The following is a 13,028-nucleotide window of genomic DNA, read 5'->3' as shown; positions in this document are numbered from 1 at the left end:
GGTATCTTATTTTTTTTTGTCAAAACAAAATAGCCTACTTTTGAAATGTGAGCCTTGTTACTCACTCGTCCCTCGTGAGCCAGCATAGCTGGGTTCGGGTTTTCAACGGACTAATGTTGAAATAGATAATAAAGTAAATGCTAGAAAAGCGGTTAGTTATGCCAAGAATAAAATTTTTAAAACCTGTTTATAAAACAGTTCTTGCCCATATCTTTTTTTGGGTATTGGCATTGCACTTAATTTTTAATATTCAAGGATTAGTAGATTCTTTTTTGCGGCTTTATAGTGGTCAAAGGTATATTGATGAATTTTTTTTAATCTTCCCTACTGCCCTTTTATTTTTTTATTTAAATAGCTGGTATCTCACGCCTAAATTTTTCAGCAGCCAAAAGTGGAGATACCTTTTTATGTTGAGCGCCCTTTTTCTTTTTATTTTAGGAATAGGAACATTAATTTTTCAGTATTTTTTGGACGTTGGTTATGCCTCTCAAATGGATGATGTGGTGCATTTTTTTGATTTCTCGATGCTGATACATTTTATTGTCTTGGGAATCTCTTCTAGTTTGGGTATTTCTAGGATTGCTCAAAAAGAAGAAAGAGAAAAAAAGAAGATAGAACAATTGCAAAAGGCCACAAAACTAAACTATTTAGATCACCAATTAAATGCCCACTTTTTATACAATGCACTAAATAGCATTTATGCTGCTGCTATTGCTGAAAATGCTCCTCAAACAACAGAAGCTACGTTAAAACTTTCTGAAATTTTGCGATACACCATGCAGCAAGGAAATAACAAATTGGTTCCCTTACAAGATGAAATTACTTTTATAGAACAATACATTGGTTTTCAACAAATCCGATTGGGAGAAAATTATCCTGTATTTTTTAAAAAGCAAGGCAAAGTAGATGCTTGTTTTATAGCACCACTGACTTTAATTTCATTGGTTGAAAATGCCTTTAAATATGGCGTAAGCTTCAAAGAATATGCCCCCATTTCTTTTGAACTTAATGTCACAGAGCATGAGATTATATTTGCTTCTAAAAATAATATTATCAATGATAAAAAGGTTGCTTCTCATAAAATTGGCATCCAAAACTTAAAAGATCGTTTAGACATTCTTTATCCTCAAAAACATAGATTAGAACTTGATAAAACCAAGGGGCAATTTGGGGTTTCTATCCAACTAAAAAATTAGTACGCATCTATACGTCTGCACCACAGCTCTCCTAGATAAAAACTCTTGGCGGTTTAAAACCAAGGGAAATTTCATTTTCTACTATTTATAAATTATCATTATTATGAACAAAGTATTGTTTTTAAAAGGTCTACTGATCTTTTTAATCCTCAACGCTATGAGTTGCACCAAAGCAACCAACCCCCTGCCTTCTGGCAATGCCAACCCTAGTTTAGGAATAGAAAACGTAATCCCTTCCAATTTGGGTAATTTTTATAGCACCAATTTTAATCGATACACTAAGGTAACAGCCCCTAATGGCAAAGCCATTCATATTGTTGTTCAAAGTGATATTACAGAGGAACAGATTGTTCGATGTCGAAGTATTTTAGAACATTACTTAAAAAATTATCCTGGCTCTCAATATGGAAATGACAAAACTGCTGTTGCTAATAAAATAGCCGATAACAATGCTATTTTAGCCTTATTAAATGGTAGCGACAATGGTCAAAATCCGATTAGCAATCAAGTAACTGGACAACCTTTATACCAACATGAAATTCAGGTAGAGGGGCATTCTTGGTACATGAATCAAGATTATACGCACAGAGATGCCGCCTATGAAGAAATATTGCACTTTGTTCACGACAATGGAATTGGAGTAGATGGCACAGGAGGAATGCCAGGTGCTTTGCCCAACTATCAGGCAGAAATCAGAGCAGCACAACAAAATGCATTAACCAACAACTTATGGGGCATAGGAAGTGCGAGTTGGATTGCTGAACTTCGTGCAGAAAATAGTTTGACACAGGAGTATTTAGCAGCTTTGATTGATGCTTATTATGGTTTGTGGGGGGCTTGGACAGAAAATGCTACGCATAGTATGTGGGGTGGATATACTGCTAAAAATAGAAGTGAAATTGCAACAGAAGATCCTACTGGAAACAACTTACTAAACAATAAGTTTTTTCATCCTTACCTCACTTATAATGCTCGTATAGATGCCTCCTTGACAGGATCATTTTCATTAAAATACGATCCTTCTAAACCTTATACGGAACATGCCCGATATTTAAAAGATGTGACTTTATTGGGGAGCAATGATGTATCTGTAATTGTTAATGAGTTGAACAATGATATAACAGGAAATTCAGGCAGCAATACCGTTGTATTTTCGGGCAGCTACTCCGAATATAGCGTTAGTACCGCCAATAATATTACAACGGTTAATGACAATACCACCAACAGAGATGGCGTTAATACGCTTCAACTTATAGAAAAACTTCAATTTACCGATCAAACGATCAATCTATAAGGATTTTTATCCATTTGGAAAGTTGACAATAACATTGATGGTTCATAATCAACTTTCCAAATGGGCTATAAAACAAGAAGTATGGCTCTTTTGCCACGTATGGAAATCATTAATTCATGCGCTTAGCAACGTCTTCAATAATTTTCAGATGATGCCTAGTATGAATAGCCAAAAAACGAAATGCTTTATCTCGTTTGAGTAGACCAAAATAAGGATGATCAAAGTGCGCTTTGGGTGGTGTTTTAAGTGCAATTGCCAAGTTTTTTTTGGTTTCTGCGAATAACTCTTGCAAGTTATCTTCCGTCATTTCGTCTTCCTTAGGTTGAACGATTTTGGGGGCTTTAGCCCTTCCTCTAGGAATATTTCCTGTTGTAAGAATAAGTATTCTAGCAAAATTAAACTGCCATTTGTAATCCGCAGGGTTTGACTTAGGCAACAATTTGGCAACTCCATTGATAACCTTTAACGAGTGACTAATTTGCCAGCCAATAGAAGAATTGGTAACTTCTTTATTAAACAGTTCTCGCTTGGGAATCCAAGTTTCCAATTCATTGATTATTGCTGTTAGGTTCATATTTTTGGTGATTTTAAGTGACAATTAAGCAAAGTGACGCTTAACAAAAAAGATTGTCAAAAGAACCAAAGTTAATAAAGTAACAATAAAACCTATCACCAATTCTATAAAATATCCCTGTTGAAGAATAAAATCATGCATTCCCTGATAAGCCCAAAAAGTAGGTATAATGGAAAAAAAATAAGCATAATCTGGCAGAAAAAATGCCGCCAAAGGCAGGCTCAATACTAAATTCAGCCCCTTGAACCAAGTCATGCCTTCCATTTTATTATTCGCTAGGCTTGCTACCGCCAAAGCTAAAACTGGAGCTAACAAACCAAATAAAGCCGCAAAAATAAAGGTTCCTACAATTGTTAAACTATACAAAGGCTGAAGGAGCAAAATAACAAATGTTGTTAAGGTTGAAAGTCCATAAGGCGTTACCAAACGGTTGACAATAAAACCACTTTTAGAAATGGGTAAGATTCCATACATTTTAGCAACTTCTGTATCTCGTTCGTCCAAAAAGACAATGCTGTAGATAAATCCATACATGGTCGCAGCTTGGGTACAAGACATTATGACAAGATAAATAATGTAGTCACTTGTTGTGGGATAAGTTGTTTCTAAGTATGGGAAAAAATAACAAACAATCAATAAAATTAAGATTGGCATTGCTAAAAAGACACGTAAGGAAGGGTCCCTAAAAATAAGCTTAAAATCGTTGGTTGCTGTTTTTATATAGGTCAACATAATGATTGTTTTTTTGCTTGAGAAAATGTATTAGTTGCGAACAGATCGATAAAAGATTTTAAAGGCTGCCCAATAGAGTATCACAATCCAAACTATTGTTGTTCCATAAGCCCCCCCTAACTCCGATAAACTAAGCGGCAATTCATAAGAACTAACCAATAAATCTGTTGCGCCCTGAGTTGGCACTAGTTTAAACCAAAACAGATCGGTTAATCCATAATAATTTAGCAACGGCAAACTCAACACCGCCATAATAGGAATGGACAAAAGCATGTAATTCAAAAATTCGCTGGTATAACTAATCAGGAAAACACCTGCTAAACTAAAGATAAAACAGATGGCCAAAACACCTGCTGAAAAATGCAACCAGTGGAATGAAAAGCCTACGGCTGCAATGACCATTCCCAACGCACAAAGCCATCCCAGAATTGATAAAGCTAACGTCCGAGCCAACAAATAATGGTGTACACTCATTGGCGTAACCAAAAAAGCAGGCAAAACACGCTGATTGGCTTCCAAAATTACTGCTAATCCAAAAAACAACAGCCCGATTAGACTTGGGTCATTATAAACCAATAGGGTCAATGCTTTTTCCATATAAGGAAAATCCTTAAAAACATAAAAAATAAGTGCATAGATAGCGGTTACTCCAACACTGATATTAATTAGGTTATTGCGCTTCAAAATGATAAACTGCCATTTGATTTGGTCTGCTAAATGTTTTAGGTTTTCCATTGTCTTAATGTTTTAGGTTTTTGCCTGTAACTTTGATAAAAACCTCCTCCAAACTAGCCTCCAAGGTCTCTATTTTCATCAAGTTATCCTGTTTGATCAAATCCAAAAATGCTTTGTTGTAGCCAATTCCGTCAACTGGAAATTCTGTTTTACTAAAATCCTTGGTCGTTACTTGGATGCACTCCTTTCCATGTTGGTGTTTTAGAATCGTAGGCGTTTCGGTCAAAACAATTTTGCCATCTACAATAAAAGAAACCCGATCGCAGAGTTCGTCAGCCGTTGACATATCGTGTGTCGTGATAAAAATTGTTTTTCCCTTTTGTTTTAACTCTTTGATCAGCGTTTTAACCTTGTGCCCATTGATGGGATCTAAACCAGAGGTAGGTTCATCAAAAAAGATAATATCAGGGTCGTGCATAATAGACCGAATAAAATTGAGGCGCATTTTCATGCCTTTAGAATAGTCTTCTACTCGTTTATCTATATGCTCTGCCATCCCAACGGACTCAAAAAGCATTTCTAAATTTTGCAACTTCTCTTTGGGATAAAAAGAACCAAATAGATTTAAGTTTTCTCGAGCGGTTAGTTTTAAATAATGATTTGGCAATTCAAAGCCAACCCCAATTCTAGAGTAATAGGTCTTGCCTAGGCTTTCCAATGGTTTTCCATCAATGAGGATTTCTCCTTGATAGCCTGTGAGGATTTTGTACAGAATTTTTTGCGTTGTACTTTTACCAGCACCAGAAGGACCAAGGAAACCAAAAATTTCACCATCTGCTATTGAAAAGTTAAGCGATTCTAGAGCAAACGTCTTGCTTTTAGGGTAACTGTAACTCAGGTTTTTTACGGTTATCATAGTATAAAAATTGAAATTAGTTTATTGCTTATTTAATGCACCTTTTAGCAAAAGAATATGATCTTCCACAGCTTTCATCAAAGCCGTTTTATCCAAGGCAAAAACAGGCTTTCCTTCTTCGATGTTTTTGTCAAAATCAATCTGATAATGTGCCCTCAAAACATCTCCAATTCCCATGCTAACTGAAACTAGAAAATAAGTCATCGTCTCCGCCGAAATATCATTTCTAAAGTAGCCTTTATCAATCTCTGCTTGAATAATAAAACGATAGGCCTGAATGGCTTTTTGTTTCCATTCTTTCATAAAGCCTTTTAGAATTTCTGAGGTCTCCTTCTCTCCTATTCTATACAAAAACTGACTCTCTAAAGGATGCGCCAAGTCAAATTGAATCCCTGCCTCGTACTGTGCCCGATAATAATCCCAAAAATCAGGATAATCCGCTCTATCTATTTTTAGCACGTAATTCATCTTGATCCCTTCGCAAAGAGATTTTAGGTATAAATACAGGTCCAGTTTATTTTCAAAATACTGATAAACAGACCCCTTGGCAATTTTTAGTTTTTTTACCACTACAGAAATAGATGCTTTGTCGTAATTCTTGGTTGCAAATTCTTCCAAGAAAGCTTTGATGAAAGCTTCCCTCTTTTCTTCTGGTAATTTATCAAATGTTTCTTTTGGCATTTTATATTTATTTTCAAATCATCAAACCTCATGACCATCCAGTCACATGACTACCTAGTCACAATAGTAGTGTATTCACTTTGCAAAAGCAAGTTTTTGATAAAAAATCGCTCAATTATTCCTTTTCTCTAGTTATTTTTACGTTCTTGACAGGCTAAGTAACAGATCAATTTCTTGTATTTTATCAAGTTATGTTACAGTATATTTAAACAAATATTCTTAATTATGCTACGTATTAACATAAACGCTATATTACTTCAAATTTTAGCTGTTCTTATTATAGTATCATTACAGAGTTGCTCCTTTCCTCCAGAAGACTTTTCATGCAAAGAACCTTTGTCATGGGTTTATGCTACGTCACCCCAGAATGAACAATTAATCAAAATAACCCGCTGGGATATATGGAGAGAGCAGGCAAAAATCGATGAAACCAATTATCTTGATTTTGATTTTTGGACAGACTATTATGGGCTTCATTTCAACGCTTGTCCTTTTACAATAAATAATATTAGGCTTTTATTAATTGAGCTAAACAACGACGACGAGTTTATAGACGTTGGCAAAGAACAACTTGGCATCAGTTTTTTGGATTTGCAATGGGAATTAGCAATCGACAATGAAACAACGATTATAAAAGTATCTTCTAATGCTAATTTTGACAAATTAGAAGTTTTCCTTCAAAAAACTGGATTCACTAAATTAACTGAAGACGGAATTTCATATTACCATCAGGGCACAAGGTTAGAACGCTTAAAAAATAGCCTTAGACAAAATCATCAGCCCCAATCAGCCCCAAGTATTTCAAAAAATAATTTATATAAGCTTCCTAATCTATACTTTAATAGAAAACAGGGAATTGTTGTTGTCGGAAATTCTTCTAAGACAATGCTTTCTGCTGTCAAAACCCACTTGTCAAAAGCTATTCCCCCTCACTTAGCAACCTTAAATTTCCAATTTATAGACCAAACTTTTAAAGACCATTATTCCCTTCTTTTTTCTAATCGACAACCTTCCATTAAAAGTCATATAACTTCTCAAAAAGATGAAGCAGATATTGACACGCTTTGCAAAAACTTATTAAAAATATCCTACAAAGAGTTAAAAGAATTAAATGAAATTCCACTCAATATTATGGGTGTTTCTGCCGCATATCAATCTGCCAAAATTGTAGCTGTTTACAATGATATTAGGCAGCCCAAGAAAGATCAAAAAACCAGAGAATTTCTTATTTTAGAAGCTCCTTCTTTCCTAACAACTAAAGCTTGGAACAGAAGTTACCTAACTTATATTGATACTGAAATAAAAGATAATTATCTAATCTATAATTTTGCACCAGGAACGCTTTGTTTGTGGCAGGCTATAATGGCAAGGGATTTTCCTTTTTTGATTTCTCCAAACTAAAAAGCAAAAATAGAAAGTTCCTAGTTGCCTACTGAGTTAGATTTGGGGTCTAATAGACGTTAATTTTAGCAACAAGGGCATCAAACAAACGCATAAATTAGGGACATGCAATTATCGACAAGTTTCTAAACAATAAGAGGTCAGCTATAATATAGCTGACCTCTTATTGTTTTAATATGCTGTGGATTATTTATTGTTTTCAATGGTATGGTAGGCCTCAAAGCATTCCATTATCGCTATTCTTTTTATAATCTTTATCCACTTTTGCCAATACTCGAATCATTTTTGCAGGATACTTATTGGCTAACTCCGCTTTAAAAGCATTTTGTTCCCACTTGCCTAAATCTCCTTTCCAAAGCACAACAGTATGTTTATTTTTAGTATTCAGCAATTTTACAACAATATTATCTTCTCGATTGACCAATACCTCCTGCCTAAATTGCTCTTTCATTTTTTTGCTTCCCATTCGTTTTGTCAAAGGCTCTTGAACAAGCGTTTCTCCACCTGCTTCTACAATATAACTCCAAGGGAAAGCACGATCTAAGAGTGTATCTTGCATAATTCTTTTGCTGAATTTACAAGCCGTCAAAGCCACTTCAACCTTTCTATTAAACAAATCTTTTGGGGCTTTCCATTCCCAACGAATGGTATCACTCATTCCCTTATTATCAGCAATATTGGAAACAAAAGCCACTAAGCTAAATCTTGTTCCTGCCACAATATTTCTATGCGGAAAAACAATGTATACTCGACCACTATCTTCCCGAAGTATATAATCTTTATCGCTACTCTTTAGTATCCCACCCATCAAAAAAGCCGTAGAGTGCCTTCCATTTTTTCGGACATCAAGTTCAAACTTTGTTTTATCTAAAAAGAATTTAGGAACCTCTAATTTCATTTCTAAAACTTGCCCATAGTTATCTGCTCTGAATCGTCCCTCTGCAGCCACCAAATCTAGGAAAATATCATCTTTAGGAAGTATTCTAGACAAGGGTTGAGTCTTTTTGCGTATAATATTCATAGCAATATCGGGCACCAAATCCGCTTGAACAACAATTACTTCGTTGTTTAAATTCGCATAAGGGATAAAATAGTATAAGTGATCCGCTAATCTTGGGTTATTTGTAATGTGTTTTCCTTGGACATCTACGGCTAATTCATTTCCAATAATGTTGTAAACTGAAAAAGGTACCTTGCTCCCATCCTCCTGATAGAAGTTTACATGCAAAGGAGCATTTCCATGATTATTAAATAATTCGTAGTGGAATCCAAGTCGTACTCCTCTAGCCCCCTGAAAAACAAAATTTTCCGCTACATCTACTCCTGCATCAATAACCCATTCGTCAAATTCAATTGGGCTGTGTAAGGTATGTCGGGCTGCATTAACTTGCTGTTTATTCCCAAGTTCAAAGTAAAACTCAATATCTCTGCATCTATTCTCCCAAGCATAAAATGGTATAAAGTATTTAAGTTGGCCTTTTACTTCCAAATCCATCCAAGATCCCATTTCGGGAGTTTCCTCAATAGGATGCAAAATTGGCTGTTTTAATTTAACCCCATTTTGGGTATAACAATCCAAATGAATTTGGGCTTTTTTTCCAACATAAGCCTTTGCTAAGTCGTATTCTATGGTAATTGCTACGCCTTTTTTTCCGTTGTGCAAATAATCAGGATCACTATAAATAGAGATGGCCTGATGGGATTGGGCACGTTGGGCATACGTAAATTCAAGATTTCGAATATTTCCAAACATTTGCCCATAAACATTATCAATGTACTCTCCTCTAGGATTTATTTTGGTATAAGTCCCCAATTTTAAATCCTCCCCTCCATCTCTATCATAAAAAGACCAAGCTAATTGCTCGCCTTCTAAGATATAAAACTGTATTTTCTGAGGTTTAAACTTATAGCTATTGGACACTACCTTTGATTGAAACAAGGGTTCTGTACCGCCGTTTGTTGTAAAGATATAGTATGGATCAGGCAACCATTCCTTGGGGTTCGAGCTTTTATCATATTGGCTTAACTGCTTTTTTACACTACCATCCTTTAGATACATTTCTACTTCGTAACGCAATGGTTGATCGTAATTAAAAGTAGTGGTATAATTAAGCAATTTAGGAGCAAATAAATTTAACTCAATCTCTTCATGCTTTCCCTTTAACAAATTAATATTTCGATAAGGCAAAAAGATCTGAGCTTTTGCCCACTTGTTGGTTTCAAGCACCAAGATTGTTTTTTCATCCAAATAAATGCCCATCCCGTTTTTCTTCAGTGTAACTCGAGGGACAACGGTAGCCAGTCGCTTTAGAGGAGTTGAATACTTATACTCAAAAACCAATAGCAAGCCTCTTGTCCCATGATCTAAGGCATAAATATCTTCGTCTAGCTGAATATTTTTGACTTCAAAGTCTGAATTTATGGACTGTGCTAATAGTGTACTATAAAAAGACAATAATAAAAAAATGTATAGAATCTGCTTCATAACTGATTATTATTAGTGTACCACAAGCAAGTGTTAAGATTACTTATAGTTCATTTTTTATAAAATCCAAAACGCCTATTATTTAACCTTTTCAAGAAAAACTATAGGACAACACACAACAACCAACTAACTGATGAGTTGGCTAGCAATAACAGAATCTGGATCAAAGCGAAGCGATCACAATTATAGTTCGTAAGCGTATAAACTATAATAGTAGCACAATGGGCAGTGCATCAAAATAAAAGTTGATAAAAAGAGTTTAATTTGGCTCATTTAAGCCTTAAATGTTAAATAAATATTTTACAATATATAATATATTAATTAAATACAAACTATTTCGTAGGTTAATAGTTTATGATTTTTTTATATTCACCGTTACCATAGAAAAAATATTAGCCCAATAATGTGCTGTTAACCATATACTTCTTCTACTTCACTCAACAAATCTAATACCATTTCGGTTTTTGAAGCCTGAACAAGTTGGGCACGGTAGGCTTTAACCCCTTTTAAGCCCTTAAAATAATTGGTATAATGTCGGCGCATTTCTAAAATGCCAAGCTTTTCGCCTTTCCAAGCTACTGATTTTTCTAAATGCTCTTTAGCAGCAGCTACACGCTCTTGAATTGTTGGAGGTGGCAAATGTTCTCCTGTTTTAAAAAAGTGCTTAATTTCTCTAAAAATCCAAGGATAACCAATAGCAGCACGACCAATCATAATCCCATCAACACCATATCTATCCCTATATAATGCTGCTTTTTCAGGAGTATTAATATCTCCATTACCAAAAATCGGAATCTTAATTCTAGGATTCGCTTTGATATTGCCTATTTTAGTCCAATCTGCCTCCCCTTTATACATTTGTTTTCGGGTACGCCCATGGATAGACAACGCTTGAATCCCTACGTCTTGTAAGCGTTCAGCTACTTCTTCTATAAAAATTGAATTGTCGTCCCAACCTAAACGTGTTTTTACTGTTACAGGCTTTTTGGTAGCTTTTACTACCGCTTCGGTCAATTTTACCATTCTTGGAATATCCTGAAGAATTCCTGCACCAGCCATTTTATTAACCACCTTTTTTACAGGACAACCAAAATTAATATCAATTACCTCAGGATTGGCTTCCTCTACAATTTCAGTTGCTCGAATCATAGAATCCATATTAGAGCCAAAAATCTGAATTCCAATTGGTCGTTCGTAATCAAAAATATCCAGCTTTTCAACACTTTTTGTTGCATCCCGAATCAACCCCTCTACAGAAATAAATTCAGAATACATCATATCACAACCTGCCTTCTTGCATAAAGCACGAAAAGGGGGATCACTAACATCTTCCATAGGTGCCAAAAGCAATGGAAATTCACCTAATTCTACATCTCCAATTTTAACCATAAATTATAAGTCCTGTTTGTATAAAAAGATAATAACGTAGCGCACAAAGATACAAAGATTCTATTGGTTTCAAAAACTTCCAAATAGTGTTCTTTAGACTGCTTTGACCGTTGATATGTTCTTTCTTATTAGAGTTAAACCTTTGATTAAAGGTCGTTTTTTATTGGAGTAAGCATAATGTACTACATTTTATACGAATCAAAAAGAAAAAAGGACTCAAAAAAGATAGACTAATTCTATTTTTTTTGAGCCCTAGCATGATTTAGCACTCTACCTAAAAGTATAATCAACTGACAAATAAACAATTAAAAACTAATATTCGTCCATAACCTCTTCTGTGGCTTCCTCTACATTGTCGTTTTGAATTTGGTGGTTAGGAATAATAGAGGTATTGGTATCATCTTTTACGATGATGTTTCTATGTATCCACTTTAGGTTATTCTCTTTGTCTAAGGAAGTAAAAATTATCTTTTCTTTATCCTCTTTTGAAATCCAACGAGTTCTAGCATTCAAATCTTTTGCATTTTCCTTTGCAGTAGCATCAATGGTTAATAAATTTTTCAAATCTTGAACCGATAAATAATTGTATTTTTTTTGTTGGCTATCCAAATCTGTAATTGCCTCAACAATGCAAGCATCCATCAGTTTTTCAAATAGATCCACAAAAAGTTGCTTATTATTATAGATATCTAGGGTATACAATTCTCCATTAATGGCATAAGCAAGTCCAATGTTTTGTTCCTCCAACAAGTTACTAAAATGTGCTTTATAACTCTCTTTCATTCTCTTCAATTCCTTGTTGTCCAGTGTCAATTCAAGGCTACTTGCCGATTCATTTGCTTTGACATCAACATTGGTACTGTAATGTTGACTAATGTTGTAATTCAGCTTTTCTTGTTGCTCTGCAACTTCTGACCATACTCGACTTTGGTTGTTGTATTTTTTTGAAGCAATTTTTAACTTTCGAGAAGTTAGCATTTTATTATTCGATTCAAAACCAGCGACGTCCTCTTGCCCTCTCTTGCTCCATCGTCCAGATTCAACACAAAAACTAGACAGTTTCTCTTCCTTTGCCTTTGGCGCAATTACCATGTCATAGGTTAAAGTCCTATCCTGTTTTCCTCCTTTTACAATATCTCCTGCATTAATAAAAATTGTTTTATTAGAGTGGTTCGTTATTTTTAGTTCGTTCACATCCGAAGTTTCTAAAACTTCTACCCACTTCTTCTCCATGGCAAGTTTTAGAGATACATAGTTTATGTTATCGGCAGTTGTTGTGCCACTAATCATAAATATTTGCAGATTTTTGTAATTAATAGGGTTTTTAAAAGTTAATTCACTGAGGAAATCAATAGAATTTCGCAAGCCATCAGAAAGCTTGTTATCCTTCTGTGGTCCATCTTCTTTTTCTCTCTCCAAGCGGGCAATTCTATCAGAAGAAGAACGGTCATCGGCATTACATCCAATCAGCAAGAACAAAATAAGTACAACTGTGATGGATTGAATTAGGTTAATTTTAGTTTTCATCATAAATTATTGTTCATAGGTTAATTCTCAAAACATTTAATTTACGCTTCTATTTGAAATTTTCATTTATTAGCCACACGAAATAACACTTACTTAACAATATGGATAACAACCCCTTAACACTTTAAATCACAGCATTACTTTTCCCCAATTTATGC

At 34.8% G+C, this 13,028-nt stretch carries 11 protein-coding genes; 3 read left to right on the top strand and 8 right to left on the bottom strand.

Features of this window, described 5'->3' with window-relative positions; translation table 11 throughout:
• The first annotated feature begins 158 nt into the window (after window positions 1-158).
• Window positions 159-1,196, top strand: a complete 1,038-nt coding sequence (locus AsAng_RS08455; protein ID WP_264792334.1) for a sensor histidine kinase — start codon at window positions 159-161, stop codon at window positions 1,194-1,196.
• Between the two features lie 103 nt (window positions 1,197-1,299).
• Complete coding sequence (locus tag AsAng_RS08450; protein ID WP_264792333.1) at window positions 1,300-2,490, top strand: hypothetical protein; 1,191 nt, start codon at window positions 1,300-1,302, stop codon at window positions 2,488-2,490.
• 109 nt (window positions 2,491-2,599) lie between these two features.
• Here AsAng_RS08450 and AsAng_RS08445 read toward each other — a convergent pair whose 3' ends face one another.
• From AsAng_RS08445 to AsAng_RS08425, 5 genes are read right to left on the bottom strand one after another with little or no spacing between them, the layout of a single operon-like run.
• On the bottom strand, window positions 2,600-3,064 hold the full coding sequence (locus AsAng_RS08445; RefSeq protein ID WP_264792332.1) for a hypothetical protein: 465 nt from the start codon (window positions 3,062-3,064) through the stop codon (window positions 2,600-2,602).
• A 24-nt stretch (window positions 3,065-3,088) separates the two neighbouring features.
• Window positions 3,089-3,796, bottom strand: coding sequence for a hypothetical protein (locus AsAng_RS08440; protein ID WP_264792331.1), 708 nt, complete (start codon window positions 3,794-3,796; stop codon window positions 3,089-3,091).
• 30 nt (window positions 3,797-3,826) lie between these two features.
• Window positions 3,827-4,531 carry an ABC transporter permease gene (locus tag AsAng_RS08435; RefSeq protein ID WP_264792330.1) on the bottom strand — a complete coding sequence of 235 codons (705 nt, stop codon included), beginning with the start codon at window positions 4,529-4,531 and terminating at the stop codon, window positions 3,827-3,829.
• A 4-nt stretch (window positions 4,532-4,535) separates the two neighbouring features.
• Complete coding sequence (locus AsAng_RS08430) at window positions 4,536-5,387, bottom strand: ABC transporter ATP-binding protein (protein WP_264792329.1); 852 nt, start codon at window positions 5,385-5,387, stop codon at window positions 4,536-4,538.
• Between the two features lie 21 nt (window positions 5,388-5,408).
• A complete protein-coding gene (locus AsAng_RS08425; RefSeq protein WP_264792328.1) occupies window positions 5,409-6,068 on the bottom strand; it encodes a TetR/AcrR family transcriptional regulator in 660 nt (219 codons plus the stop codon).
• Between the two features lie 174 nt (window positions 6,069-6,242).
• Here AsAng_RS08425 and AsAng_RS08420 point away from each other — a divergent pair, with 174 nt between their 5' ends.
• Window positions 6,243-7,469: a hypothetical protein gene (locus AsAng_RS08420; protein ID WP_264792327.1), complete on the top strand. Its 1,227-nt coding sequence runs from the start codon at window positions 6,243-6,245 to the stop codon at window positions 7,467-7,469.
• A gap of 217 nt (window positions 7,470-7,686) precedes the next feature.
• On the opposite strand, the gene AsAng_RS08415 is transcribed toward AsAng_RS08420, so the two are convergent.
• The 3 genes from AsAng_RS08415 to AsAng_RS08405 all read right to left on the bottom strand — a co-directional run bounded on the left by AsAng_RS08415 (window position 7,687) and on the right by AsAng_RS08405 (window position 12,873).
• Window positions 7,687-9,954, bottom strand: a complete 2,268-nt coding sequence (locus AsAng_RS08415; RefSeq protein ID WP_264792326.1) for a hypothetical protein — start codon at window positions 9,952-9,954, stop codon at window positions 7,687-7,689.
• Between the two features lie 411 nt (window positions 9,955-10,365).
• Complete coding sequence (dusB, locus tag AsAng_RS08410) at window positions 10,366-11,343, bottom strand: tRNA dihydrouridine synthase DusB (protein WP_264792325.1); 978 nt, start codon at window positions 11,341-11,343, stop codon at window positions 10,366-10,368.
• Between the two features lie 312 nt (window positions 11,344-11,655).
• A complete protein-coding gene (locus AsAng_RS08405) occupies window positions 11,656-12,873 on the bottom strand; it encodes an ARPP-1 family domain-containing protein (RefSeq protein WP_264792324.1) in 1,218 nt (405 codons plus the stop codon).
• Between the last annotated feature and the right edge of the window lie 155 nt (window positions 12,874-13,028).

This window comes from Aureispira anguillae (assembly GCF_026000115.1).
GTDB classification, from domain to species: Bacteria; Bacteroidota; Bacteroidia; order Chitinophagales; family Saprospiraceae; genus Aureispira; species Aureispira anguillae.
This window is presented reverse-complemented; position numbering and strand designations above follow the sequence as displayed.